We start from the raw sequence: 25980 nt of genomic DNA, 5'->3' as shown, positions 1-25980 counted from the left end.
GAAGGCGGGAACGACCCGCACAGAAGAAGGGGCCCTCACAGGCTGCTGCCTGCGAAGACCCCTCGCACGTCGGGACGACAGGATTTGAACCTGCGACCCCTTGACCCCCAGTCAAGTGCGCTACCAAGCTGCGCCACGTCCCGTTGCCCGTCTGACCTGGGGTTTCCCTCGATCGAACGTGCAGGGAAACCATACCGCACTCGGGCGGGTGATCGCGCGCCCCTTTCTTCCGGCGCGGACGGCGAGGTTCTCGACCCGGCCGTCCTTGACCTCAAGTTTGCTTGAGGTTACACGATCGCCGCATGACGACCATCGACGGACGCGAGCGCGCACGCACGTACGACTACACGGACCTGCCGGGCCTCATGAGCCTGATGACCGGTGACGAGAAGCACGGCCCGGCCGCGACCTCCACGCTGGACGTGCTGTGGGTGCTGTACGACCGGGTGCTACGGGTGGGGCCGGAGGGGAAGGACGACCCGGGGCGGGACCGGTTCCTGCTGTCGAAGGGGCACGGGCCGATGGCGTACTACGCCGTGCTGGCCGCCAAGGGGTTCGTGCCGGTGGAGTGGCTGCCGGGCTTCGGCTCGTACGACTCCCCGCTCGGCCACCACCCCGACCGCGTACTCGTGCCGGGCGCCGAGATCGGCAGCGGATCGCTCGGTCACGGTCTGCCGATCGCCGTCGGCACCGCGCTGGGGTTGCGCGCCCAGGGGCTCGGTGAGCCGCGGGTGTGGGTGCTGATCGGGGACGCGGAGCTGGACGAGGGCAGCAACCACGAGGCGATCGCCTTCGCCGGACCGGCCGGGCTCGAGAACCTGCACACCGTCGTCGTCGACAACTCCTCCGCCAGCCATGCGCGGCCCGGTGGCATCACCGCCCGTTTCGAGGCGGCGGGCTGGTCGGCGGTGGCCGTCGACGGCCGTGACCACGAGGCGCTGTACGCCGCCTTCACCGCACCGCACCCGGGCCGCCCGCACGTGGTCGTGGCCCGGGTGGAAGCCAAGCACGCCTGAGCCCGCGCACCCCGACTCCGGAGAGGACCGAATGTCCATGGACACCATGCGGGACCGTTTCGCCCCTGTCGTCTCCCGCCTGCTCGACGAGGACCCGCGCGTCGCGGTGGTCCTCGCCGAGATCGGCAGGGACGGTTTCGCCGAGGCACAGCGGCGGCACCCCGACCGGGTGATCAACGTCGGCATCCGCGAGCAGCTGCTGGTGGGGGCGGCCGCGGGGCTGGCACTGACCGGGCTGCGGCCTGTCGTGCACACCTTCGCCAGCTTTCTCGTCGAGCGGCCCTTCGAGCAGGTCAAGCTGGACCTGGGGCACCAGGGCGTGGGCGCGGTGCTGGTGAGCGCCGCCGCCTCCTTCGACTGGCCGGCCGGCGGATACACGCACATGGCGCCCGGTGATGTGGCGCTGCTGGACACCCTGGACGGCTGGACGGTCCATGTGCCGGGGCATCCGGACGAGGCCGAGGCGCTGCTGCGGCACGCGGTCGCCGCCGGTGACGACAAGGTCTACGTGCGGCTGTCCGTGCAGCAGAACGCGGTGGCGCGTCCGGTCGACGGGCAGCGGTTCCGGACGGTGCGCGAGGGGCGTTCCGGCGTGGTGGTCGCCGTCGGGCCGATGCTCGACGCCGTGCTCGACGCGACGGAGGGCCTGGACGTCACCGTCCTGTACGCGACCACCGTCCGCCCCTTCGACGCGACCGCCCTGCGCCGGGCCACGGAGCGGGCCGGGACCGACGTGGTGCTCGTCGAGCCGTACCTGGCGGGCACGTCGACGGCGGCCGCGAACGAGGCGCTGACCGACGTCCCGCATCGGCTGCTGGCGCTGGGTGTGGGCCGGCGTGAACTGCGGCGTTACGGGCGTATCGACGAGCACGTCGCCGCGCACGGTCTCGACGCGCGGTCCCTGCGGGAGCGGATCGGCGGGTTCCTGGGTGCCGGGAAAGCGGTGCTTGGGCAGGCGGGCCCCGGGAGGGCGCGCCCCGTGGAGCCGGGCCGGCGGGAAGCGGCGGGCGGTCGCGGGCAGGTATGAGGCAGTGGGCGGCAGCCGGAGCCCCCCTCCGGTCCCGGCTGCCACTCAGTGCCCCGGATCATGCCACGGGGCACTGACAACGCCCCCGGCTCGTCAGTCCGCGGCCGGCAGTCCCAGCCCGGGGTGCGTCTCCAGCAGACGGGGCGGGGCCGCCTGTCTCCAGGAGTCGGCGAGGATGTCGCGCAGCTCCTCCTCGTCCTCCAGTGCGGCGAGGCGGACTCTCACCCAGGCGAACTGCGCCTCGTGGCCGGCGATCCAGAACTTCTCGGGTTCGGCGAGCACCAGTTCGTCGCGCTCCTCCTTGGGGCAGCGCACGGCCAGGGAGGTCTCGTCCTCGGGCAGCGTGGCGAACATCTTTCCCGCGACCCGGAACGTGGGCATGCTCCAGGCGACCTTCTCCGTCGTGTCCGGCAGGGACAGGGCGATCCGTCGTACGTCTTCGGCATCCGGCATGGCACGCACCGTAGCCCCTGCCACTGACAATCAGCTGGTGGGAGCGGCTTCTGCCAAGTGCTTGTAGTAGATCGTCGTGGGTCTGAGGACACCGGCGGGGTCGGCCGCGTAGTCGGGGATCGCGCCGGCCGGGGTCCAGCCCGCGGAACGGTACAGGCGCTCGGCGGGGCTGCCCGTCTCGGTGTCCAGGTGCAGCAGGGTGATGCCGGCCGCGGCGGCCGCCTCCTCCGCGGTGGCCAGGAGCCCGCGGCCGAGGCCCTGCCCCCGGGCGTCGCGGTGGACCATGAGCTTCACGAGCTCGGCACGGTGTCGGCTGTTGGGCTTGTCCGCAAGCGCGAGGCTCACGGTGCCCAGCACCCGGCTCCCTGCTCCCGGCACCTGGTCCTCTCCTCTCGGCGCCCGCTCCTCACCTCCCGGCACCCGGTTCTCCCCTCGTGCCACCCACACGGCGAGCTGCCCGGCTGCCACGGCGGCGGCCCGCCCCTTCCACCAGGCGACGGCCCCGGCCCGGTCGAGCGGCGCGAGGAAGCCGACCGAGGCACCGCCGTCCACGGTGTCGGTCAGCAGGTCGGCCAACTCCTCGACGGCTGTGAGTAGTTGTGCCTCGTCCAGTCGGCTGACGGTCATGGCCGCACCACCGCCAGCACGTACCGCGCACCCTCGGGCCCCGGGCACCGGAACCGGGTCGGACCCCACACCCGCAGCCTCAGGCAGTCGCCGGACGCGAGGTGGTGCGTGACGTCCTGGGCCGTGAACTCCAGGGCCCCTTCCAGCACCCAGATGTGCTGTTCCAAACCGGGCACGGGCGGGCGGTCGTAGGCGATGTCGGCACCTTCGCCGAGCCGGCCCTCGACGAGTTCGCCGCGCAGTCCCGCATGCGGCGGGGACACGGACCGGCGTACGAAACCGGAGGCCCGGTCCTCCCACACCGGCTGTTCGGAGGCCCTCACGAGCGGCACGGGTTCCGCCTCGATCTCGCTGAGCAGCTGGGACATGGTCCGCCCGTAGACGGCGCACAGCCGGTTCAGCAGCGAGGCGGTGGGACTGATCTCCGCCCGCTCCGCCCGGGACAGCGTGGACCGGCTCACCCCGCTGCGCTCCGCCAACTCCCCCAGCGACCAGCCCTGTTCGGCCCGCAGTTCGGCCAGGCGCGCGCCCAGCCGGGCGTTCACGGGGTCGGACCCCTCCAGCTCTTGTTTCATATTCGGGATCGTATCCCATATTTGAGAAACACGCGGTGGGCGGTGCCGTCAGTCGCGCCCGCCGAACGCCGCCAGGGGCCGGGCCCTCCTCCAGGCCCCGGCGTATCCCAGGTGCCGCAGCCACTCGTGCGGACCCGGCTGGGCCGCCGAGCCCCGCCACAGAGGTTCGACCAGCGGCAGAAGTCGCGCTACGGCCCCCAGTGACCCCCCTGCGAGCTGACGCACCGTCGAACCTCTGGACACGTACACGACAGGGTCCTTGTCGCAGCAGCCGCAGTGGGGCGGGCAACCGCGCGAGCCCCTCGCGTCCTACGTCTCGGCGTCCTGCCGACGAGCGGCCTCGCCAAGCGCGTCCAGCACCGGCCGGATCAACGGGTGCTCCTCCGCGCCCCGCCGTACGGCCGCGAAGACCCTCCGGGTCGGCGCCACACCGTCGACCGGGCGGACCACCACCCCGGTGAGGTCCATGCCGCGCAGCGCCGAGCGCGGGACGAGCGCGACGCCCGCGTCGGCCGAGGCGAGCGCCACCACCGCGCGGAAGTCGTCCGAGGAGTGCTCCAGGCGCGGCTGGAAACCGGCGCTTTCGCAGGCCAGCACCACCACGTCGTGACAGGGGTTGCCGGGGTACGGCCCGATCCACGCGTCCTTGGCCAGCTCGGCGAGCGGCACCTCGGCGGCGTCGGCCAGGCGGTGGGTGACGGGGACGACCGCGTCGAAGGGCTCCGCGTACAGCGGTACGTGGGTCAGTCGCGGATCGTCGGCGGGCGGAGCGCCCCGGTACTCGACGGCGACGGCGACGTCGACCTGCCGGTCCAGCACCATCGGCAGGCTGGCGTCGCCCTCGGCGTCCTGGACGCGGATGCGGATGCCGGGCGAGGTTTCGGCGAGACGCGCCACCGCGGGTGCGACGACGAGCGCGATACCGGTCGCGAAGGAGGCGACCGTGACGGTGCCGGCCGCGCCCGAGCTGTACGCGGCGAGCTCGGCCTCGGCCCGCTCCAGCTGGGCGAGGACGGCGTTGGTGTGGTTGAGCAGGATCTCCCCGGCGGCGGTGAGCCGTACGCCCTTGGCGCCGCGCTCGACCAGGCGGTGGCCGGTCTCCTGCTCCAGGGCGGCGAGCTGCTGGGAGACCGCCGACGGCGTGAGGTACAGCGCGGCGGCAGCCGCCGTCACCGTGCGATGGTCGGCCACCGCACGGAGGATGTGGAGCCGCCGCGCCTCGATCATAGGGGCGATTCTCTCAGGTCACCGCCGTGTTTCAGCCATCGAGCTCCGCCCGTGCCGCCATGAACGCGTCGACCGCGCGGTGCACGTCTTCGGTGGTGTGCGCGGCGGACAGCTGGACGCGGATCCGGGCCTGTCCCTGCGGCACGACGGGGTACGAGAAGCCGATCACGTACACGTCGCGCTCCAGCAGCAGCTCCGCCATCCGGCCCGCCCGCGCCGCGTCGCCGATCATCACCGGCGCGATGGGGTGGTCGCCGGGCAGGATGTCGAAGCCCTCCTCGGTCATCCGGCGGCGGAACAGGGCGGTGTTCTCGGCCAGCCGGACCCGCAGGTCGTCCGCCGACTCCAGCAGGTCGAGCACCTTCAGCGAGGCCGCCGCGATCACCGGGGCGAGCGTGTTGGAGAAGAGGTACGGCCGGGAGCGCTGGCGCAGCAGGGCGACGATCTCCGCGCGGGCCGCGACATAGCCGCCGGAGGCGCCGCCGAGGGCCTTGCCGAGGGTGCCGGTGATGATGTCGACGCGGTCCATGACGCCGTGCAGTTCGGGCGTGCCGCGGCCGCCGGGGCCGACGAAGCCGACCGCGTGCGAGTCGTCGACCATGACCATCGCGTCGTAGCGGTCCGCGAGGTCGCAGATCTCGCGCAGCGGCGCCACGTAGCCGTCCATGGAGAAGACGCCGTCGGTGACGATCAGCCTGCGGCGTGCGTCGGACGCCTCCTTCAGCCGGGCTTCCAGGTCGGCCAGGTCGCGGTTGGCGTACCGGAACCGGCGGGCCTTGGACAGCCGGATGCCGTCGATGATCGACGCGTGGTTCAGCGCGTCGGAGATCACCGCGTCCTCCGGGCCGAGCAGCGTCTCGAACACGCCGCCGTTGGCGTCGAAGCAGGAGGAGTACAGGATCGTGTCCTCCTGGCCGAGGAACGCCGACAGCCGCGCCTCCAGTTCCTTGTGCACCTCCTGGGTGCCGCAGATGAAGCGTACGGACGCCATGCCGTAGCCCCAGCGGTCCAGGGCCGCGTGTGCGGCGGCGACGACCTCGGGGTGGTCGGCGAGGCCGAGGTAGTTGTTGGCGCAGAAGTTGAGGACCTCGCCGGGGCGGCCGCCGGCGGTGACGTTGACGGTCGCCGACTGCGGGCTGCCGATCACGCGCTCCGGCTTGTGCAGACCGGCCGCGCGGATCTCGTCGAGGGTGGCGCGCAGGTCGTCGCGCACGGAGTCGAACATGGGAAAGCTCCTGAAGGTGCTGACGGGGTGGGGGAAGTCACGCGGTCCAGTCGAGGATGACCTTGCCGCCGCGGCCGCCGGCCGCGTCCTCGAACGCCGCCTCGAAGTCGCGGTAGCCGTACCGGCCGGTGATCACGGGGGCCAGATCCAGGCCGCCCTCCAACAGCACGGACATCGCGTACCAGGTCTCGAACATCTCACGGCCGTAGATGCCCTTGATCGTGATCATCGAGGTGACGATCCGGGCCCAGTCGACCGGGAACTCCTGCGCCGGCAGGCCGAGCATCGCGATCCGGCCGCCGTGCGTCATGTTGGCGATCATGTCGCGCAGTGCCTCGGGGCGGCCGGACATCTCCAGGCCGATGTCGAAGCCCTCGCGCAGGCCGAGTTCGCGCTGCCCGTCGGCGATGGCCGCCCGCGAGACGTTCAGCGCCAGGCTCACGCCGATCTTGCTGGCCAGCTCCAGCCGCTCCTCGCTGACGTCGGTGATGACGACGTTGCGCGCCCCCGCGTGCCGTGCCACCGCGGCCGCCATCAGGCCGATCGGCCCGGCACCGGTGATCAGGACGTCCTCGCCCACGAGCGGGAAGGACAGGGCGGTGTGCACGGCGTTGCCGAACGGGTCGAAGATCGCGGCGACGTCGAGGTCGACGGGCACGCGATGCACCCACACGTTGGCGGCGGGCAGGGCGACGTACTCGGCGAACGCCCCGTCCCGGCCGACGCCGAGCCCGACCGTGGCCCGGCACAGGTGCCGTCGTCCGGCCAGGCAGTTGCGGCACTTGCCGCACACCAGGTGGCCCTCGCCGCTCACGCGGTCGCCGGCCTTGATGTCGGTGACGTCCCGGCCGGTCTCGACGACCTCGCCGACGAACTCGTGCCCGAGCACCAGCGGCGTGCGGATGGTCTGCTGGGCCCAGCCGTCCCAGGACCGGATGTGCAGGTCGGTGCCGCAGATGCCGGTGCGCAGCACCTTGATCAGGACGTCGCCGGAGCCGACAGCGGGCTCCGGGACGTCCGCGAGCCACAGCCCGGGCTCCGCCTTCTCCTTGACCAGCGCCTTCAACGCTACGGCTCCTGTGGGTGAGTCCCGGCTCCGGGCATGCCGAAGGAGCCCGCTGCCGGGGAAAGGAGTGGAATCGCAGAGCAATCTGCCGTACGGCGCCCGCACCGGTCCATCGAGGTTTTCTTAAGCGCGGCCACAGCTTTCCTTCACGCCTGGCGTCAGATCGGCGGCAGCCCGTCGTCCTCCCGCCGCTCCAGCCGTGCGACGAGACCCGCCGCCTGCTCCTTGATGGTGGCCAGGCCGGTCTTCCCCCAGGGCCGGGGCTGGATGTCGGCGACGCACACGGTGCCCAGCACCATGCCGGTGCTGTCGATGAGGGGCGCGCCCAGGTAGGAGCGGATGCCGAACTCGTCGACGACCGGATTGCCCGCGAACCGCGGGTAGTCGCAGACGTCCTCCAGCACCAGGGCCTTGCGCCGGACCACCACATGGGGGCAGAAGCCGTGGTCGCGGGGCAGCGAGCGGCCCAGCCGGGCACTGGTGCCGTCACTGCGCACGACCGGGGCGATGAGCGGGGTGTGCAGGCCCGCGAAGAACTGCCCGTCCGCGACGAGGAAGTTGACCATGGCGTACGGCGTCCCGGCGTGTCCGGCGAGGCGGCTCGCGAAGGCGTCGAGGGCCGGCTCCGGGCGCTCCCCGAGGCCGAGGCCGCGCAGTCGGCGAGTGCGGGCGGGGGCCTCCTTGTCCTCGGGGGTGAGCAGCAGACGACCGGCCGGACGCGGCGGGTCGTAACTCATGGGCGCTCTCCCGTGCTGTGGGCGTACGTCATGTGCGGCTCCCGATGCGGCTCTCGTGGCAGGTGTGCGGCGGTCACCTGTGGGCGCCGTACCCCGTGGCGGGGGCCGGTGCGTGGGCGATGAGGTGGCGTACGAGGGTCAGCAGGGTCTGGACGCCGGAGCTGGAGATCCGGGCGTCGCAGCACACGACCGGGATCTCCTCGTGGAGGTCGAGGGCGGCGCGCACCTCCTGGGGGTCGTAGCGGTAGCCGCCGTCGAACTCGTTGATCGCGACGATGAAGGCGAGGCCGCGCTGCTCGAAGAAGTCGACGGCCGCGAAACAGTCCGCCAGCCTGCGGGTGTCGGCGAGGATGACCGCGCCGAGCGCGCCCTCGCACAACTCGTCCCACATGAACCAGAACCGCTCCTGGCCGGGTGTGCCGAACAGGTACAGCACGTGTTCCGGGCTGAGAGTGATGCGGCCGAAGTCCATGGCCACGGTCGTCTCGAGCTTGTTCTCGACGCCGTCGAGGTTGTCGGTCCCCTCGCTGACCGTGGTGAGCAACTCCTCCGTGCTGAGCGGGGCGATCTCGCTGACCGCGCCGACGAAGGTCGTCTTGCCCACGCCGAACCCGCCCGCCACGAGGATCTTCAGCGCGGTGGGGAAGGGGTCGGTGCGGTCGTCGTAGTCAGAGCTGTCGTCGTAGTCCATCGAGCACTGCCTCCAGAAGAGCCCGGTCCGTCGGGTTGTGGTGGAACGCGGGGGGCTTGGTGGTCAGCGCCCCGCAGTCGACGAGGTCCGCCAGCAGCACCTTGGTGACGGCCACCGGCAGCTTGAGATGAGCGGCCACCTCGGCCACCGGGACGGGCGCGCGGCACAGGTCGAGCACCTGCGCGTGCTCGGGACCCAGGTAGCCGAGGGGGGTTGCCCCGGTGGCCATCAGTTGCGACATCAGGTCGAGCGCGACGGTGGGACGGGTGCGGCCGTTGCTGACGGTGAAGGGGCGCACCAGCCGACCGGCCGCCTCGTCGAGCCAGGGCCCGTCACCGGCTGCCGCCACGTTCAAGGCCTCATCGCCTGGGAATCGGCGGTCTGCTGACGGGGAGCGGTCACCAGGTACGGCCGGACGCTCTTGACCAGCATCGCCATCTCGTAGCCGAGCACCGCGGCGTCGGCCTCGCGGCCGGCGAGCACGGCGAGGCAGGTGCCGGAGCCGGCGGTGGTCACGAACAGCAGGGTCGAGTCGAGTTCGACGACGACCTGCCGGACATCGCCGCCGTCGCCGAAGCGGATGCCGGCGCTGCGGCCGAGGGAGTAGAGGCCGGAGGCCAGGGCGGCCATGTGGTCGGCGCTGTCCGGGTCGAGGCCGTGCACGGACTTCACGAGCCCGTCGCAGGACAGCAGCACGGCGGCGGTGGTGTGCGGTACGCGCTGGACGAGTCCGCTCATCAGCCAGTCGAGATCGGATACCTGGGCGGTCGGCGCTTCGCTCGCCATGGTGGATCGACTCCTTGGGGTACGTAGGTCTGCGGGAGCGCTGGTGCTGGGAAGGGGGGTGGTCATCCGGCGGGTGCGCTCCCGTCGTGCCGGGTGGTGTGGTGGTCGGTACGGGGCACGGGCGCGTGGCCGTGCGCGGGGCGTGCCTCCATGTGGCCGGACTCCGTGTGACCGGACTCCATGTGGCCCGCCCCCATGTGGCCGGACTCCATCCGCTGTTGGGCCTCGGCGAGGCCGATGCCGCGCTGGAAGGCCGCCATCAGGCCCGGGTCGTGGCCGGCGAGCTGCTCGGTGTCCTGGCGCGGGGTGGGGCCACCGCGCAGTTGGGGGACGATGTGCTCCTGGGCGCGGCGGCGGGGCAGTTGGGGTTTGCCCATGGTGCCGCGCACGGCTCCGTTGCGGGGGGTCGGTACGGCGGACACGTTCTCGGCGAGGATCCGCCGGTCGCCGGAGCTGATGCCGGGCGGGGCCTCGGCCGGGTTGGGCCGGTCCGGACGCGCGCCACGCACCGGCAACGGCGGCGCTGCGCCAGCGGTCCGTTGCGCGGCCGGTGCGGTGCGGCGCGGCAGCCGCGGCGGTTCTCCGGAGGCGGCCGGGGAACCGGCGGCGGGGGCTCCGGATGAACCACCGAGCGCTGTTCCGGCTACGGACGCGGACGAGGGCTCCGGGAACATCGAGGACCCCGGCAACGTCGAGGACCCCGGGAGCGATGAGCGTTCCGCGAGCGACGACGAAGCCCCTGAGAGGGACGGAGACACGGGCTCTGCGGCACCGGCCCCGGCACTGTGAGCCGACGTGGTGCCAGCCCCAGTCCCGGACCCCCCAGACCCGGCACCGGTCCCGGTCCCCGGTAAGGGCGCCCCCTCTCGCCCGGACGAACCACCCGACCCCGCCGCCCCCGCGGCACCCACAGGTGCCGATGAAACGCCCTGCGCGTCCGCCCTTGCGCCAGCACCAGCACCGTCGCCACCGCCACCGCCCGGCCCCGCACCGAGCAGCGCCTGCGGCACGACGAGCACGGCCTGCACCCCGCCGTAGATGTTGGTCTGCAGCCGGACGGTGATGCCGTGCCGGCGGGCGAGCTGGGAGACCACGAACAGCCCGATGCGGCCGTCCGCGAGGAGCCGGGCGACGTTGACCTGGTCGGGGTCGGCGAGGAGCGCGTTCATCCGCTCCTGCTCCTCGACCGGCATGCCGAGTCCCCGGTCCTCGACCTCGACGGCGAGCCCCGAGGTGACGTGGTTGGCGCGCAGGAGCACCTGGGTGTGCGGGGCGGAGAACACCGTGGCGTTCTCGACGAGTTCGGCCAGCAGGTGGATGACGTCGGCGACGGCGTGGCCGCGCAGGGTGCCGTCGATCGGTGGCACGAGCTTCACGCGCGAGTACTGCTCGACCTCCGCGATGGCCGAGCGCAGCACCTCGGTCATGGAGACCGGATTGCTCCACTGGCGCCGCGACACGGCCCCGCCGAGCACCGCGAGGTTCTCGGCGTGGCGGCGGATCCGGGTGGCGAGGTGGTCGACGTGGAAGAGGCCCTTGAGGAGGTCGGGATCCTCCATCTCGTTCTCGAGTTCGTCGAGGATCGAGATTTCGCGGTGCACGAGCGACTGCAGGCGGCGGGCGAGGTTGACGAACACCTCGAGCTTCTGCTCGCTGCCCGTCTGGCTGGAGAGCTGCGAGGCCTGGACGACGGCGGTGACGGCGCCGTCGTGCGCGCGGGCCAGGTCGGCGGCGAGCAGTTCGAAGTCGTCGGCGTCCTCGGGAGGATCGCTGTGGGGGCGGCGCTCGGGCGGGCCGTCGCCGCGGCGCAGCGTCTCGACGAGGGCACGCAGGTCGGCCTCGCGACGCGCGGTGCTGCGGCGCAGGGTGCCGATGCGGTCGTGCACGGACCGGGCGGCGCGGTCGGCGGCCACGGCGGCGATGACGACGGCGGCGAGGGTCACCGAGACCGCGCCGCCGAGTACCGCCCACAGGGTGACGCCGGGCCGTGTCCCCGCGGAGCGGACGGTGAACAGCACGGCCGCGCAGCCGCTGAGGGCGACCGCGACCGGTGGCAGCACGGCGAGCCGCAGCAGGTGGGGCCGTATGTGCGTCTCGTGCAGCGCGGGAGCGGTGCGGGCGACCGGCCGCCCGTGCCGCCCGCCCTCACGGCGGTCTGCGCGGGCGGCCGGGGCGCGGAGGTGAGACATCGGTGTCCTCGTACGGGTCCGTCGGGCCTGTGTGCCAGGAGGGCTCGTCGGGGTGCGGCTGGGCTCGCGGGGCAGGCTGTGCGCCGTCCGGCGTGCGGAGTCGCGCGCGTGGCTGCCGACGTGCGCGGGCTGCCCGGATTGCGTGGGCTGTGCGCCGGTGGAGCCGTCGGTCTGCGGCCCGCCCGAGTGGTCCGGATCCGGCCGCTGCGGGGTCCGGGCCGGGCTCGGGCAGCGGGGCTCTCCCTCGCGCCCTCTGCCTCGTCCGCCTTGCGCCTGCACGTACAGACCCCGCTCCCTGACCTGCCTGGTTCCGTCGACACTCCGGCGTGGCCCACCCGGAACTCGGCCATGTGCCGCCCGACGAACACTCACCGTAGTCGCCACCGCATCATGTGCGGTGGGCAGTTGACAAACTCATACGGAGAGCATCCCGCTCTGGTATGAGGCCTCGTACGACAGACCGACAAGCCGTTTGAGGGCGCGTCAGCGAACGAAAGGCAATCGATCCGACCTGGTCAGAAGCGGTCACATGCAGACACGGCGGGCTGGGGGGAATCCGAGGTCCGCTCATCGGCCCGCCTGCCCGGCGCCCGCCCGCGGACTCCCGGCGGGGCGCTACCGAGTCCCCGGCACCCGACACGCACCCGCCTCGACCGTCACTGAACGTAGCAGCCCGGGCCATAGCTGCGCCGGATGGTCCGCGCCAGGCTGCGCCGGGCGATCTCGACTGCTTCCGCTACGGTTCGCCCACGAGATCCGCGGGCTTGGTGCTCGCCCCGGCCACGGCCGGCCAGACCGCCCAGCCTTCGGACGGCTCCGTGGTCACCTCGCGCCACCAGGGACGTGCGGGCGACAGCCGCGCCGGTTCGAAGGGTTCCCCGGGCACCGGTGTGGCCACGGCCTGCCCCGCCTCGTGAGCGGCGAGCAGGGTCCGTTCGGCGGGTTCGTGCCAGGGGTGCATGGCCAGGTTGAACGTGCCCCAGTGGATCGGGAGCAGGACGCCGTGCGGCCGGCCCTGCTGGAGATCGAGCTGCGCCCGCACCCCTTCGTCGGGCGTCATGTGGATGTCGGGCCAGAAGTCGGAGTACGCACCGATCTGGATCATCGTGGCGTCGAACGGGCCGTGTTCCGCGCCGATGTCCCGGAAGCCCTCGAAGTACCCGGTGTCGCCGCTGTGGTAGACCCGGTGCTCTTCTCCGGCGACGACCCAGGAGGCCCACAGGGTGTGCTGGGTGTTGCGCAGGCCTCGGCCGCAGAAGTGGCGGGCCGGCGTGGCGGTCAGCGTCAGGCCGCCGACCTTCGTCGCCTCGTGCCAGTCCAGTTCGCGCAGCCGGTCGGCGGACACACCCCAGTGTTCGAGGTGGGCGCCGACGCCGAGCGGCACGGCGAACACCGTGTCCGTGCCGGCCAGCGCCTTGATGGTCGGCAGGTCCAGGTGGTCGTAGTGGTCGTGCGAGATGACCACGACGTCCACGGGGCCGAGCGCGGCCAGCGGCAGGGGCACCGGATGCAGCCGCCGGGGTCCGGCGAAGGGGAACGGGGAGCAGCGCTCGCCCCACACCGGGTCGAACAGGACGCGCTGGCCGTCGATCTCCGCGAGGACGCTGGAGTGCCCCGTCCAGGTCAGTCGCAGGCCGGTGGCGGGCGGCTTGGCGAGGTCGGCGAGAGTGGTGGCGTGCACCGGCATCGTGCCCCGCGGGGCGCGGCGGATCCGGGCTTCCTTGTCGAAGTACAGCTTGGCGAAGTCCCGCGTCGAGCCCGAGGGCCGGGTCCGGGTCGAGCCCCCGGGGTTCTGGAACACCCCGTCCTTGAAGTGGGGTGATCTGCGGATCCGCGCCATGCGCTCACCGCTCGGATCCACGCCGAAGGCCGCGGGCCGCAGCGCGCGGAGCCCGGAACTCAGGGAACGGAAACCGGCCACGCTACCTCCAGGTGGAATCGGTCAGGCATCCCATTATGGTCGCCGCCTCCGACAGCACCGGCGGCCCGGATCACGCCGGAGGCCCCGGGCGGCGGGGCGGGGTCCCACTGACGACACCTCGTCGCGTCGACCGGCCACCACACCGTGCAGGCGTGCGGGCTGGTGCGCCGCCTGCGGGCAGTGGGCACCGTGCAGGCGTACGGGCTGCTGGTGCGCCACCTGCGGGCCGTGCGGCCGTACGCAGAAGGCTGCTGGGCCACCGGCGACGACCTGGGCCCCACCCGGAACCTGGTCCGGCGGCGTTGTCGTACGCGAGCGACATCATCGACCATGACCGGATCACCGTCCGCTGGGTCCTGGGTCGGCCGACCTGCCCGTGCCGCCCGCAGCGGAGGAACGGCTGGCCGAGCGCGGCATGACCGTGCTGCCGGACGTGGTGGTCAACGTCGGGACGTACGCTTCGCGGTGGACTCTGTTCGGCGACGTCGCGCCGGCGCCGGGAGGTGTTGGCGTACAGCGCCGCTCGATGCGCGAGCCGGTCGAGCTGATGCTGGACCGCGCGGCGGCCGACGGCACGACCCCCCGTCCCGCCGCCCACTCCCCCGTCGACGACCGCCTGCCGCTGATCGCGGAGCACTACGGCTGCCACTGGTGAGGCGGCCTGACCACGACCGAGGACCGCCGCCCCCGCTGCCTGCTCAGACCCCGTTGGCCACCTGCGGGCGAAGGCCGAAATGAGGCCGAATCCACAGGTCAGCGAGCCCTGCACGCTGTGTAGGGTGACGGCGTGGCGAGAGTCCGGTTGAGCGTGGCGGAGCGGCGCGGAGAACTGCTGCGGGCCGCCATCGAGCAGATCGAGGCGCGGGGTGTGGCGGCGGTCAGGATCGCCGACGTGGCCTCGGCGCTCGGCGTGAGCAACGCGCTGGTGCTCTATCACTTCTCGACGAAGGAGCAGCTGGTCGCCGCCGCGTTCCGGCACGCGGCGGAGGACGACCTCGCGCGTCTGCGCAAGCTGCTCGGCCGCCGCACGTCGGCTCTGCGGCGCCTGCGGTCGGCCGTACGGTGGTACGCCCCGACCGGCCAGGCCAAGGGCTGGCGGCTGTGGATCGAGGGCTGGGCGGCGGCGCTGCGCGACCCGGCACTGCGGGAGGTCACCCGGGACCTCGACAAGCAGTGGAAGGCAGCGATCACCGAGGTCATCGCGGAGGGCGTGGCCGCCGGCGAGTTCCGCTGCCCTGACCCGACCGGCACAGCTCTGCGCCTGACCGCCCTGCTCGACGGGCTCGCCGTCCAGTTGACCTCGTACGCCGGTGCCGTGCCACGGACGCGGGCCCAGCAGTGGGTGGACGAGGCAGTGGCCCGCGAGCTGGGCCTGGACGCTCGGGCGCCGACGCCGCCTTGAGGGTGACCCACCGGCCGACACGAACGGCACCGGCCCCAGAGGCCGCGCACGGCACCGCCCCTCGACACCGCGCCCGGCACCAGCCCCCGGCACCGTGCAGGACCCGGCCCCTATGCCGAGCGCAGCCGCGCCCACCGACGCCGCGCACGGCATCCGCCCCCAACACCGCACACGGCCGCCCTCGACCCCGAGCACAGCCGTGGGCCCTGACGCCGCACACGGCACCCGCCCTCGACCCCGAGCAAAGCCCCGGCCCCCGACGCCGCACACGACACCCGCCGTCGCTCGACGCGGGCCACATCCCACCGCGCCCCGTGGCCTTGCAGCCGGCGGCGGACAGCCCGGAGCGTGAGGGGGGAGACCGCCGATGGGCAGGCAACCCACGGCGATACGCCACGCCCCCGCCGCCCAAGCCCCTCTCAGGCCACCGACGCGATCCGGGACTTGATGTCGTCCGGCGACAAGGCGCCCTTGGCGATGACATGGTCGCCCGACGACTCCCCGCGCAGTCGGCGCCCGATCCACGGCACGAGGTACTCGCGCGCCCAGTGGACGTCGTCCCGCCGGATCTCCAGGGTCCCGCGCGGCGGCAGCGGCGGCCACGGCTGTTCCGGGTCGGCCGGGACCTGCAGGCCGAGGACCTGGCCCGCGCGCAGCGCCACGCGCGTGTGCCCTTCGGGCGACAGGTGCAGCCGGTCGGCGTCCCAGGCGCGTCGGTCCTGGACGCTCCTGAGGGACCACAGATCGAGGACGGGGCAGCCGTACCGGTCGGCGATGGCCCGCACATGCCCGTTGTACGTGGCGATCTTGCCGCGCAGGTGCTTGAGCACGGGCACCCAGCGGGTGTCGAACCCGGTCGTCACCATCACGGTGCCGGCCACGGCGGCCAGCGCGGCCACCGCCCGCTCGAACCGCTCGGCCACGTCGTCCGGGTCGGTGCCGGGCCGCAGGATGTCGTTGCCCCCGGCGCAGAACGAAACCAGATCCGGGGCGAGTTCGACGGCCCTCGGGAGCTGCTCCTCAACGATCTGGTCGAGGAGCCTGCCGCGCACGGCGAGGTTGGTGTACTGGAAGTCGCCTTCGGGCCGGCGGTCCGCGAGCAGCACCGCGAACCGGTCGGCCCAGCCGACGAACGCCCCGTCGGGGCCGGGGTCGCCGACGCCCTCGGTGAAGCTGTCCCCCACCGCAACGTACGACCCGATCACTGCTTTGCTGTCACTCTTCGAATCGTCTGCCACAGCAGGACATGATTCACCTTCGAATGTGACCTACGCGACCGTAGGCAAGGGTTGACGCGCGGTGACATAAGCCACTCCCCAAGTCTTCGCCAACTCCGGAATGCTCCCGTGTTCAGGGACGTTGGGGGGCGAGCCGCCACACACGAAGACCGGCGATCCGGAAGTGGCTCCACACCGTCCGGAAGGGGAAGTGCCCGCCGGTGTACGGCTGCAGGTCCGTGCAGTCGAAGACGAGCCGCCCGTTGTTCCACCACTGGACCCGAGCCGTCGGAGACGATCCGGGGTTCGTTCAGGACCAGGAGCGGCTCGGTGTAGTCGTACACGAGGGGCCGGACTCCGGGCTCGCCGACGTAACGGCGCAGCCGGGTCGTGGTGTTGTGGTTGGCGCCGTAGCCGGAGTAGTACGTCGTCAGGTGGTCGTACTCGGCGAGCGCGCCGCCGCGCGGTGTGGCGAAGAGGTCGTCAGGGGTGCGGACGTCGGTCGCGTTCCAGAAGTTGTTGAGGTCCGAGACGCGGTCGTTGGGCCCGCCCTCGGCGACCGGTGTGGCGGTGTACTTGAGGACGTACGGCCCTTCGAGCCGTTGCCTGAACCAGACCGTCGCTCCGCTCAACAGCAAGCGCTCGCAGCGCTGTTGGCTTCACTGTGTCCCAACGACCGCGTGTGTCGATGCCTTGCCCGGCCGCGCACACACCGAAGGCCGGACCCGGGGATCGGGGTCCGGCCTTCGGTTGCGTGTCAGGCAGGTGGCTGCGTGGGTCAGCCGACGGAGACGCCGTGCGAGCGCAGGTAGGCGACCGGGTCCACGTCGGAGCCGTAGTCCGGCGTGGTGCGGATCTCGAAGTGCAGGTGCGGGCCGGTCGAGTTGCCGGTCGAACCGGACAGGCCGACCTGCTGGCCGGCGGTGACGCTCTGGCCGGCCGAGACGGACAGCGAGGACAGGTGGGCGTACTGGGCGTAGTAGCCGTCGCTGAGCTTGATGACGACCTGGTTGCCGTACGCGCCGGCCCAGCCCGCGGAGACGACCGTGCCCGCGCCCACGGCCTTGAGGGAGGTGCCGGTCGGGACGGAGAAGTCGACGCCGGTGTGGTAGCCGCTGGACCACATGCTGCCGGCCACCTTGTAGGCGGTGCCGATGCCGGCGGAGACGGGCGCGGTGTAGCCCCCGGCCGTGCCGGCGGCCTCGGTGGCCCGGCTCACGGTCGCGGTCTGCGCGGTGGAGGACTTGGCGGGCGACGACTTCGGGGCGGACGAGGACTTGGCCTTGGGCTTCGACGGCGCGGACGGCTCGGCGGACGACTTCTCCGCGCTCGCCGTCGCCTTCTTGCCGATCGACAGCTTCAGGCCGGGGTGGATGAGCGAGGGGTCGTCGCCGACGGCCTCACGGTTGTCCGCGTACAGCTTCTTCCAGCCTCCGCTGACGTTCTGGTCGTCGGCGATCTTCGCGAGGTAGTCCCCGGCCCGCACGGTGTACGTCCGCACATCCGTGGTCTTCTTCTCGGCGGCGCTCTTCCCGGCCACCGGCAGGGACTGGACGGCCTTTTCGGAAACGGACTGCGGGGTGGCGGCGTGCGCGCCGGTGGCGCCCAGCAGCGGGAGAGCGAGTGCGGCGCCACCGGTTCCGGCGACGGCGATGGAACGGGTGAAGCGCGGGGTCTTCGGACGGCGGTGCTTACCCTTCGCGGGCATGGCGAATTCCTCTCCGGCGCCTGCGAGGTGAGCTGTCGGGTGCGGACTGGAGATGCCCGGCCGCGCCGAGGCGCGACTTAACCCCAAGCCTGTTCCGGAGACCGGACCAGGCGTCGTACCTGTGGGTCCCCCGCTCCTGCCGTACACGGGTCAGTGTGTGCGGGCTCCGGGCGGCGGCAGGATTAGGCGTCCGTCCGGATCGGTGGCGAACGTAAGCGAATAAGACGTGCGGGGACAAGCGTGCGGTTGCCCGCGCACGGGGTTCAGGAGTTTTTCCGTCGACATTCCCGGTGACACTGCGTCGATTTCGGAACTCCCGATTTCCTCAAACCCCCTAGAAAGAGAGCTTGATTACGTGCACATGGCAACAACACACCGTCACGATTATGACGCTCCTCACGTGCCCCGACCCATCTCCCTTTCTATCGGGGCACGTTATACCGAAGCGCTCTATTCAGACACTTCGGCCACTTACCGCGAACCGCCGCGGGTCACCGGCGCCGCAACCGGACCGCGACGGCGTCGAGATCGCCGCGCAGTCCGGTCCGCAGCCCGTGGTGCAGCAGCACGGCACCCCGGTGGATTACTCCCGTTTCGAGGCATTCGTACGATGCCGCCGGGTCGAGGCCGCGGAGCCGCAGCGCCGGAACGGGCTCTCCGTAGTGCTGCGCCTGGAGCCAGGCCAGGACGACGGTCTCGTCGCCGTGGACGTACTGCACCGCGCCGAGTCCGCCCGTCGGGGGACGCAGCCGGTACAGGTCACCGCGCTGCACCACGGGCCGGATCTCCTTGTAGAGCGCCACCCAGCCCCGCGCCTCGGCCAGCTCCTCCTCCGTCCACTTCGTCAGGTCGCCGCCGACGCCGAGCACCCCGGCCATGGCGCTGACGAACCGGAAGCGCAGCGGGCTGGCCCGGTGGTTGAGCATGGCGTTCGGGCTGTCGGTGACCCAGGCCGCCATGACCCGCGCCGGGTGGATCTGGCTGAAGCCGTGCTGGATGGCGAGCCGGTCGAGCGGGTCGGTGTTGTCCGAGGTCCACACCTGGTCCGTCCGGCTCAGCACGCCGAGGTCGATCCGTCCGCCGCCGCCGGAGCAGGACTCGAAGGCGACGTGCGGGTGCGCCTCCCGCAGCCGGTCCAGCAGGGCGTACAGGGCGTGCACATGGTCGACCCACAGCCGCTGCGGATAGGGGTCGCCGGGCCAGCCGGCGTCGGTGAAGCAGCGGTTGAAGTCCCACTTCACATAGTCGATGGGGGCGCTGGAGAGCAGCCCGTCGAGCTGCTCCCACAGGTAGTCCCGGACGTCCTGGCGGGCGAGGTTGAGCACCAGCTGGTTGCGGAACTCCGTGCGTGTGCGCCCCGGCTGGAACTGCACCCAGTCCGGGTGCGCGCGGTACAGCTCGCTGTCCGGGTTGACCATCTCGGGTTCGACCCAGATGCCGAACTGCATGCCGAGACCGTGCACATGGTCGGCGAGCGGCTTCAGGCCCTGCGGGAAGCGGTCGGGGTTGGGCGTCCAGTCGCCGAGCCCGGCCCGGTCGCTGGTGCGCGACCCGAACCAGCCGTCGTCGACCACGAACAGCTCCACCCCCATCGCGGCGGCCCGCTCGGCGAGCGCCCGCTGCTGCTCCTCGGAGATGTCGAACTCGGTCGCCTCCCAGGAATTGAACAGCACGGGCCGGTCCCGGTCCGCGTCGGGGATGACGTAGGCCCGCTGATAGGCGTGCCAGGCGCGGCTGGCGCCGCCGAAGCCCCCGTCGCTCCACAGCCCCGCGAAGACCGGGGTGGTGTACGACTCCCCCGCGCCCAGCATCAGCAGGCCTGAGTCGTCGTGCCCGGCCCCGCCGGTGATCTGCACGCGCGCGTCCGGGAGCTGGGCGACGGCGATGCGCCAGGAGCCGGACCAGCCCAGGGCGCAGCCGTAGACCTCGCCGCGCTCCTCGGTCGCGTCCGTGTCGAGGGCGACCCACGGCAGGTGCTGGTGCCCGGTGTGGCCGCGGCGGCTGCCGATGACCTTCTCGCCGTAGGTGAGGTCCGAGCGCACCAGCCGCGACTCCGCGCCCCAGCGGCCGTGCAGCTGGGACACCCGCCAGCCCTCACGGTCGGGCAGGGTCCAGGTGGCGGAGTCGGCGCGCAGCACCTCGACGTCCGGGCCCTGGTTCTCCAGGGTCACCCAGCGCTCGACGACGTCGGTGGCGGGGCGCAACCGGTAGTGCAGCGTGACGGCCAGCCGACCGTCCCGGAAGCGGAGGCGCAACTCGCCGTCCCGCGCGCTCTCGCACCCGTCGTACGTCCACTCCGTGCCGCGTCGCTCGTCGGTGCGCACGGACAGGGCGGGGCGCACGAAGCGCGGGCCGCCCTCGACGGGGTACTCCTCGCGTCCGTCGAGCGGTGACTCGAACGGCCAGTACTCCGGCAGCGGCCGCGCGGCGAGGGCCTCGGCGTCGGCGAGCGCGATCCTGGGGCCCCAGTGCAGGTGCACCAGGTCGCCCCGGTCGGTGAGGTGGACGGCGTAACTGCTGGTCGGGCCCGAGAGAAGCCACGTACGACCGTCTTCGGAGATCTCCGGCATCAGACCCTCACAGATTCGAACAGCTGCGATCAAGCAGCAACATCATCAGGGTCGCGGGGCCATCCGGGCAACGCCTGTGGACAACTCATTGCCCCTGGCAGCCATGTCGTATCGTCGAGTGGTGCCCGTCGACGAGCCGCGTCGGCGGGTCCGAATGGGAGGGAGTCCCCGTGACGCAGCAGGTCCCGTCGACCGAGCCCGAGCTGGCCGGAGTGCGCAACTTCCGAGATGTGGGCGGGCTGCCGACCGTGGACGGCAGGCGGGTGCGGCACGGGGTGCTGTTCCGCAGCGGCCATCTCTCGCACGCGACCGAGCAGGACGCGGCCTTCCTGGCCTCCCTGGGCCTGCACACGATCTTCGACTTCCGCAACGCGGCCGACCAGAAGCTCGAGGGGCCGGACGTCGAGCTGCCGGGCGTGCGCAACATCAACCTGCCGCTGAGCGACCCCGCGGACGGCGCCGAGTTCTGGAAGATGGTCCGCGACGGCGACATCGACCAGCTGCGCCAGATCCTCGCGGACGGCAAGGGCGCGCGCCGGATGATCGCCTCGTACCGCACGATCATCAAGGAGCGCACCGCCGAGCACTCCCGGGTGCTGCACGCGCTCGCCGAGGACAGCGTCCCCGCGCTGATGCACTGTGCGGCCGGCAAGGACCGCGCGGGCCTGTCCGTCGCGGTGACGCTGCTCGCCGTGGGCGTCGAGCGCGAGGCGATCGTCGACGACTACCTGAAGTCCAACGCCAAGCACCGCCGCTACAAGGTCCACCGCAGCAGCACCTCCGCCTCGGCCTACTCCCCCGAGGTCATGGAGCTGCTCAGCCCCCTGTTCGACGCACGCGCCGAGTATCTGAGCGCGGCCTTCGAGACGATCGAGGAGACCTGGGGCGGCGTCGACGCCTATCTGGAGTCGGGCCTCGGGGTCACCCCGCAGACCCGGGAGCGGCTGCGCGAGCGGCTGCTGGACTGACGGTCCGGGACCCTACTTGGCTCCCACCTCGAACAGCAGGTAGACGAAGGCCGCGAAGAGGTGTCCCACCGCGATGTAGACGATCAGGCGCACCCACAGGCCGCGCGGGAACTTCTCCTCCATGTCCCTCATGGGGCATCTCCAGGGGTCGGGCCGAGGCACAGCGTGGCCGTGGGGCTCTGCAGCAGGGTGTGGACGAACAGCAGCTCGACCCCGTCGGGGTCCTGAGCGGCGATACGGTGCGGGGTCAGCGAGTCGAAGTGCGCGCTGTCGCCCGGGCCGAGCCGGTGCTCGGTGTCCCCGAGGCGCAGCCGCAGCCGCCCTTTGAGGACGTGGAGCCACTCCTCGCCGGGGTGCACGCGCACCATGTCGCCCTGGGAGCCGTACGGGACGTGGACCCGCAGGGCCTGCATCCCGCGCCCGGGCGCCCCGGCCGGCCAGTACGTCCAGCCGCCCGCCGTGGTCGGTTCCATGTCGGCGGCGCGCACCACGGCGCCCCGGTCGGCGACCGTCTCGCCGAGCAGCTCGGAAACGGTCGTACCGTAGATACGGGCGAGCGCGAGCAGCATCGGCAGTGAGGGCTGGCGCTGCCCCGTCTCCAGCCGGGAGAGGTGGGCGGGTGACAGTCCGGCGGCACGGGCCGCGGCCTCCAGCGTGAGCGAGGCCCGGCGGCGCAGGGCACGCAGCTGCGGCGCGACGGCGGGCAGCGCGCCGGCCGGGGCCGACGGCTCGGACCCGGAGGCGTGCTCGGGCTCGGAGAGGCTCATACCTCCATTCAGCCGGTACTTTGCCCGAACGACAAATCCTTTGCCTCAGAGGCAAAGGACGCTCAGCGGTTGGCCACCGCCTGCTTCACCAGCGTCTTCCCGAAGTCCCACACCAGCCCGCCGTTGTGCGCGTCGTCCATCACGGCCGTGAAGGCGTCGACGAACCGGTCCACCTCCCGCTCGCCGATGATCAGCGGCGGGATCAGCTTGATCACCTCCATGTGGTCGCCGGAGACCTGGGTGAGGATCCGGTGCCGCTGGAGCAGCGGGACGACGACCATCTGTGCGAACAGTCCCTTGCGCGCGGCCTGCAGCATGGTCCAGCGGCTCCGCAGTTTCAGCGACTTGGGCCTGCCGAACTCGATGCCGATCATCAGGCCCCGGCCGCGGACGTCGGCGAGCAGCTCGTAGGTGTCGGTCAGCGCCGCGAGACGGGCCCTCAGCCGTTCGCCGGTGGCGCGGACGTGCGCGACGATCTGCTCGTTCTCCATCACCGACAGCACCGCGAGGCCCGCCGCCATGGCCTGCGCGTTGGAGCCGAAGCTCGCCGAGTGGACCAGCACCCGGTCCATCGACGAGTACACCTTCTTGAAGATCCAGTCCTTGCCGAGCGTGGCGCCCACCGGCACATAGCCTCCGGAGAGCGCCTTGGCCACGCACACCAGGTCGGGCTCGACCCCGTCCTCGTGCTGGTAGGCGTAGAAGTCGCCGGTCCGGCCGAGCCCCGTCTGCACCTCGTCGGCGATGAGCAGCGCCTTGTGGCGGTGCAGCAGCTCCTGGGCCGCGCGCAGACAGCCGGGCGGGGCCTCGTGCACGCCCTTGCCCTGGATCGGCTCGACGATCAGGGCGGCGACGTCGCCCCGCTTCAACTCCCGCTCCAGCGCGTCGAGATCACCGAGGGGCACGGGGGTGTCGGGCAGCAGCGGGGCGAAGCCGTCGCGGAAGCCGGCCTCCCCGTTGACGGACAGGGAGCCGGTGGTCAGGCCGTGGAAGGCGTGCTCGCAGTAGAGGATCCTGGGCTTCTTGGTGGCGTACCGGGCGAACTTCAGGGCGCCCTCGACGGCCTCGGTGCCGCTGTTGCCGAAGAACACCCGGTCCAGGTGCGGGCTGTGCGCCAGCAGCTTCTCGGCCAGCAGCCCGGGCAGCGGCTGGCAGTCGAACCGGCTGAGGTCGGCGAGGGAGGCGTCGAGGACGTCGTGCAGCGCCTTGCGGACGACGGGGTGGTGCCGGCCCAGCCCCATGACGCCGAACCCGGCGAGCATGTCCAGGTAGTCGTTGCCGTCCGCGTCGAAGAAGTAGGCGCCCTCGGCGCGCTCGTAGACCTTGTCGAAGCCGAGGGTGCGCAGCATGCGCGGGAGCTGGTGGTTGAGGTACCGCGTGTGCAGCTCGTAGCGTTCGCCGCCACGCTCGGCCAGCAGCTTGCCGAGGTCGAACTCCCCGGTTGCGGCTGCGGGTTCGGTGGTGGTCATCCCTGGTTCTCCTTGGACTGCTCTTCCTTGACGGCCAGGCTCGCGCTGATCCGTCCGGCGACCTCGACGGGGGTGAGGCCGATGTCGGCGAGCACCTCGGCGCGTTTGGCGTGCGCGAGGAACTGCTCCGGGATGCCGAACCGCCGTACGGGCACGTCGACCTCGGCGTCGCCCAGCGCGAGGGCCACCGCCGAGCCGACCCCGGCGGCACGGCTGTTGTCCTCGACAACGGCGACCAGGCGGTGCTCGGCGGCGAGGCCGGGCAGCACCGGGTCGACGGGCTTGACCCAGCGGGGGTCGACGACGGTGCAGCCGACGCCGCGGGCCTCCAGCAGATCGGCGGCCTGCAGACAGACGGAGGCCATGACCCCGACGGCCACCAGCAGCACCTCGGGCCGGCCCGACCGGTGCAGGACGTCCAGCCCGCCCACCCGGTCCACCGCCGGGATCGAGGGGCCGACGGACTCCTTCGGGAACCGTACGAGGGTCGGCGCGTCGTCGACGGCGACCGCCTCCCGCAGCTGGGCGCGCAGCTGGTCGGCGTCGCGCGGCGCGGCGATCCGCAGCCCGGGCACGACCTGGAGGACGGACAGGTCCCACATGCCGTTGTGGGAGGCTCCGTCGACGCCCGTGACGCCGGCCCGGTCCAGGACGAAGGTCACTCCGCAACGGTGCAGGGCCACGTCCAGCAGGAGCTGGTCGAAGGCGCGGTTGAGGAAGGTGGCGTAGACGGCGACGACCGGGTGCAGGCCGCCCGTCGCCAGGCCCGCCGCGGACACGGCCGCGTGCTGCTCGGCGATGCCGACGTCCCACACCCGGTCCGGGAACCGCTCGGCGAACCTGCCGAGACCCACCGGATGCAGCATGGCGGCGGTTATCGCCACCACGTCCGGGCGCTCCTCACCGATCCGTACGATCTCGTCGCCGAACACCGAGGTCCACGACGGCCCGTTGGAGGGGGCGAGGGGCGCGCAGGTCAGCGGGTCCATCACACCGACGGTGTGGAAGTGGTCCTCCTCGTGGGCGAGGGCGGGTTCGTAGCCGCGGCCCTTCTCGGTGAGGCAGTGGACCAGCACGGGCCCGTGGAAGCGTTTGGCCCGCCGCAGCGCGGACTCGACGGCGCCGATGTCGTGTCCGTCGATCGGGCCGACGTACTTCAGCCCCAGGTCCTCGAACAGGCCCTGGGGGGCGAACGCGTCCTTGAAGCCCTTCTTCGCGCCGTGCAGCGCCTCGTAGACGGGGGTGCCGATGACGGGCGTACGCTGGAGCACGTCCTTGCCCCAGGCCAGCACCCTCTCGTAACCGTCCGTCGTCCGCAGCGTGGCGAGATGGTTCGCGAGACCGCCGATGGTCGGGGCGTAGGAGCGTTCGTTGTCGTTGACGACGATGATCAGCGGCCGGTCCTTGGCGGCCGCGATGTTGTTCAGCGCCTCCCAGGCCATGCCGCCGGTGAGCGCCCCGTCGCCGACCACCGCGACGACATGGCCTCTCTCCCCCTGCACCTGGCGGGCCTTGGCGAGCCCGTCGGCCCAGCCGAGCGCGGTGGAGGCGTGGCTGTTCTCGACGACGTCGTGCTCGGACTCCTCGCGCGAGGGGTAGCCGGACAGCCCGCCCTTGCCGCGCAGCTTGGAGAAGTCCTGGCGGCCTGTCAGCAGCTTGTGGACGTAGCTCTGGTGGCCGGTGTCCCACAGGATGCGGTCGACCGGTGACTCGAAGACCCGGTGCAGGGCGACGGTAAGCTCCACCACCCCGAGGTTGGGCCCGAGGTGACCGCCGGTCCTGGCGACCGCCCGCACCAGGAACTCCCTGATCTCGTGGGACAGCTCGCCGAGTTCCGCCTCGGACAGCGCCTTCAGGTCGCGTGGTCCCCGGATGTTCTCCAGAATCGTCACGTTCGGGCCCCCTCTCGGTCCGTGCTCCGCTTCAACTCACCGTCACTGTGGGTGTCCCCGTGCCGTTCGGGGCGCCGGACGCGGCGCCGTCCCGCTCCATCCGCTCGGCGAGCCTCGTCGCCTCTTCGATCAGCGTCTCGACGATCTTCGACTCGGGTACGGTCTTGATGACCTCCCCCTTGACGAAGATCTGCCCCTTGCCGTTGCCGGAGGCGACGCCGAGGTCCGCTTCCCGAGCCTCGCCGGGACCGTTCACCACACACCCCATGACGGCGACGCGCAGCGGGACGTCCATGCCCTCCAGCCCGGCCGTGACCTCGTCGGCCAGCTTGTAGACGTCGACCTGGGCGCGTCCGCAGGAGGGGCAGGAGACGATCTCCAGGCCGCGCTGGCGGAGGTTGAGCGACTCCAGGATCTGGATGCCGACCTTGACCTCCTCGGCGGGCG

At 72.1% G+C, this 25980-nt stretch carries 24 protein-coding genes, 1 tRNA gene, 2 pseudogenes and 1 riboswitch; of the genes and pseudogenes, 5 read left to right on the top strand and 22 right to left on the bottom strand.

Annotation, left to right across the window (positions count from 1 at the left end):
• Positions 1-69: 69 nt before the first annotated feature.
• Positions 70-143, bottom strand: a tRNA-Pro gene (locus ACFPZJ_RS34715).
• 159 nt (positions 144-302) lie between these two features.
• Between ACFPZJ_RS34715 and ACFPZJ_RS34710 the strand changes: the two genes are divergently transcribed.
• The gene (locus ACFPZJ_RS34710; protein WP_381030160.1) at positions 303-1016 is read left to right on the top strand and encodes a transketolase; all 714 of its coding nucleotides are present in this window, start codon (positions 303-305) and stop codon (positions 1014-1016) included.
• 37 nt (positions 1017-1053) lie between these two features.
• Entirely contained in the window at positions 1054-2043 is a 990-nt protein-coding gene (locus ACFPZJ_RS34705) for a transketolase family protein (protein WP_381030157.1), read from the top strand.
• A 93-nt stretch (positions 2044-2136) separates the two neighbouring features.
• On the opposite strand, the gene ACFPZJ_RS34700 is transcribed toward ACFPZJ_RS34705, so the two are convergent.
• The 12 genes from ACFPZJ_RS34700 to ACFPZJ_RS34645 form a co-directional block, all read right to left on the bottom strand.
• Positions 2137-2496 (bottom strand): MmcQ/YjbR family DNA-binding protein, encoded by a 360-nt coding sequence (locus tag ACFPZJ_RS34700; protein WP_381030155.1) that lies wholly within the window; start codon positions 2494-2496, stop codon positions 2137-2139.
• 30 nt (positions 2497-2526) lie between these two features.
• Entirely contained in the window at positions 2527-3123 is a 597-nt protein-coding gene (locus ACFPZJ_RS34695) for a GNAT family N-acetyltransferase (protein WP_381030152.1), read from the bottom strand.
• Complete coding sequence (locus ACFPZJ_RS34690) at positions 3120-3698, bottom strand: helix-turn-helix domain-containing protein (RefSeq protein WP_381030149.1); 579 nt, start codon at positions 3696-3698, stop codon at positions 3120-3122. The genes ACFPZJ_RS34695 and ACFPZJ_RS34690 overlap by 4 nt, the downstream gene beginning before the upstream one ends.
• 309 nt (positions 3699-4007) lie before the next feature.
• The gene (locus tag ACFPZJ_RS34685; RefSeq protein ID WP_381030147.1) at positions 4008-4925 is read right to left on the bottom strand and encodes a LysR family transcriptional regulator; all 918 of its coding nucleotides are present in this window, start codon (positions 4923-4925) and stop codon (positions 4008-4010) included.
• Positions 4926-4956: 31 nt separating this feature from the next.
• Complete coding sequence (locus ACFPZJ_RS34680) at positions 4957-6150, bottom strand: glycine C-acetyltransferase (RefSeq protein WP_381030144.1); 1194 nt, start codon at positions 6148-6150, stop codon at positions 4957-4959.
• 37 nt (positions 6151-6187) lie between these two features.
• Positions 6188-7216 carry an L-threonine 3-dehydrogenase gene (gene tdh, locus ACFPZJ_RS34675; protein ID WP_381030142.1) on the bottom strand — a complete coding sequence of 343 codons (1029 nt, stop codon included), beginning with the start codon at positions 7214-7216 and terminating at the stop codon, positions 6188-6190.
• A gap of 158 nt (positions 7217-7374) precedes the next feature.
• Positions 7375-7953: a GAF domain-containing protein gene (locus ACFPZJ_RS34670; protein WP_381030140.1), complete on the bottom strand. Its 579-nt coding sequence runs from the start codon at positions 7951-7953 to the stop codon at positions 7375-7377.
• 73 nt (positions 7954-8026) lie between these two features.
• Complete coding sequence (locus ACFPZJ_RS34665) at positions 8027-8644, bottom strand: GTP-binding protein (protein WP_381030138.1); 618 nt, start codon at positions 8642-8644, stop codon at positions 8027-8029.
• The gene (locus ACFPZJ_RS34660) at positions 8622-8993 is read right to left on the bottom strand and encodes a DUF742 domain-containing protein (RefSeq protein ID WP_381030136.1); all 372 of its coding nucleotides are present in this window, start codon (positions 8991-8993) and stop codon (positions 8622-8624) included. The genes ACFPZJ_RS34665 and ACFPZJ_RS34660 overlap by 23 nt, the downstream gene beginning before the upstream one ends.
• A 2-nt stretch (positions 8994-8995) precedes the next feature.
• Entirely contained in the window at positions 8996-9430 is a 435-nt protein-coding gene (locus ACFPZJ_RS34655) for a roadblock/LC7 domain-containing protein (protein ID WP_381030133.1), read from the bottom strand.
• Between the two features lie 62 nt (positions 9431-9492).
• Positions 9493-11619: a sensor histidine kinase gene (locus ACFPZJ_RS34650; protein ID WP_381030130.1), complete on the bottom strand. Its 2127-nt coding sequence runs from the start codon at positions 11617-11619 to the stop codon at positions 9493-9495.
• A 736-nt stretch (positions 11620-12355) separates the two neighbouring features.
• The gene (locus tag ACFPZJ_RS34645; protein ID WP_381030128.1) at positions 12356-13540 is read right to left on the bottom strand and encodes an MBL fold metallo-hydrolase; all 1185 of its coding nucleotides are present in this window, start codon (positions 13538-13540) and stop codon (positions 12356-12358) included.
• Positions 13541-13916: 376 nt separating this feature from the next.
• Between ACFPZJ_RS34645 and ACFPZJ_RS34640 the strand changes: the two genes are divergently transcribed.
• Positions 13917-14195 (top strand): Rossmann-fold NAD(P)-binding domain-containing protein, encoded by a 279-nt coding sequence (locus ACFPZJ_RS34640; RefSeq protein WP_381030125.1) that lies wholly within the window; start codon positions 13917-13919, stop codon positions 14193-14195.
• 132 nt (positions 14196-14327) lie between these two features.
• Complete coding sequence (locus ACFPZJ_RS34635) at positions 14328-14942, top strand: TetR/AcrR family transcriptional regulator (protein ID WP_381030122.1); 615 nt, start codon at positions 14328-14330, stop codon at positions 14940-14942.
• Positions 14943-15361: 419 nt separating this feature from the next.
• On the opposite strand, the gene ACFPZJ_RS34630 is transcribed toward ACFPZJ_RS34635, so the two are convergent.
• From ACFPZJ_RS34630 to ACFPZJ_RS34615, 4 genes and pseudogenes are all read right to left on the bottom strand, one after another.
• A complete protein-coding gene (locus ACFPZJ_RS34630) occupies positions 15362-16147 on the bottom strand; it encodes an SGNH/GDSL hydrolase family protein (RefSeq protein WP_381030636.1) in 786 nt (261 codons plus the stop codon).
• 145 nt (positions 16148-16292) lie between these two features.
• A pseudogene (locus tag ACFPZJ_RS34625) lies at positions 16293-16788 on the bottom strand (DUF6250 domain-containing protein); the annotation flags it as partial.
• 149 nt (positions 16789-16937) lie between these two features.
• On the bottom strand, positions 16938-17867 hold the full coding sequence (locus ACFPZJ_RS34620; RefSeq protein WP_381030120.1) for a M23 family metallopeptidase: 930 nt from the start codon (positions 17865-17867) through the stop codon (positions 16938-16940).
• Between the two features lie 4 nt (positions 17868-17871).
• A riboswitch (cyclic di-AMP (ydaO/yuaA leader) is annotated at positions 17872-18033 on the bottom strand.
• A gap of 325 nt (positions 18034-18358) precedes the next feature.
• On the bottom strand, positions 18359-20437 hold the full coding sequence (locus tag ACFPZJ_RS34615) for an alpha-galactosidase (RefSeq protein WP_381030117.1): 2079 nt from the start codon (positions 20435-20437) through the stop codon (positions 18359-18361).
• 170 nt (positions 20438-20607) lie between these two features.
• Here ACFPZJ_RS34615 and ACFPZJ_RS34610 point away from each other — a divergent pair, with 170 nt between their 5' ends.
• A complete protein-coding gene (locus tag ACFPZJ_RS34610) occupies positions 20608-21405 on the top strand; it encodes a tyrosine-protein phosphatase (protein ID WP_381030115.1) in 798 nt (265 codons plus the stop codon).
• 12 nt (positions 21406-21417) lie between these two features.
• Here the strand turns inward: ACFPZJ_RS34610 and ACFPZJ_RS34605 are convergent, their stop codons facing one another.
• The 5 genes and pseudogenes from ACFPZJ_RS34605 to ACFPZJ_RS34585 all read right to left on the bottom strand — a co-directional run.
• Positions 21418-21537 (bottom strand): DUF6126 family protein, encoded by a 120-nt coding sequence (locus ACFPZJ_RS34605; RefSeq protein WP_365668955.1) that lies wholly within the window; start codon positions 21535-21537, stop codon positions 21418-21420.
• On the bottom strand, positions 21534-22172 hold the full coding sequence (locus ACFPZJ_RS34600; protein WP_381030112.1) for a helix-turn-helix domain-containing protein: 639 nt from the start codon (positions 22170-22172) through the stop codon (positions 21534-21536). Before ACFPZJ_RS34600 ends, ACFPZJ_RS34605 begins: the two co-directional genes overlap by 4 nt.
• Before the next feature lie 62 nt (positions 22173-22234).
• Complete coding sequence (locus ACFPZJ_RS34595) at positions 22235-23641, bottom strand: aspartate aminotransferase family protein (RefSeq protein WP_381030110.1); 1407 nt, start codon at positions 23639-23641, stop codon at positions 22235-22237.
• Positions 23638-25533, bottom strand: coding sequence for a 1-deoxy-D-xylulose-5-phosphate synthase (gene dxs / locus ACFPZJ_RS34590; protein ID WP_381030107.1), 1896 nt, complete (start codon positions 25531-25533; stop codon positions 23638-23640). The genes ACFPZJ_RS34595 and dxs overlap by 4 nt, the downstream gene beginning before the upstream one ends.
• A gap of 31 nt (positions 25534-25564) precedes the next feature.
• Positions 25565-25980 (bottom strand): annotated as a pseudogene (locus tag ACFPZJ_RS34585) (flavodoxin-dependent (E)-4-hydroxy-3-methylbut-2-enyl-diphosphate synthase); the annotation flags it as partial.

The sequence above is a fragment of the Streptomyces bullii genome (assembly GCF_042657145.1).
In the GTDB taxonomy this organism is placed as follows: domain Bacteria; phylum Actinomycetota; class Actinomycetes; order Streptomycetales; family Streptomycetaceae; genus Streptomyces; species Streptomyces bullii.
The sequence above is the reverse complement of the archived record's forward strand: the minus strand, read 5'-3'. Positions and strand labels throughout refer to the sequence as shown.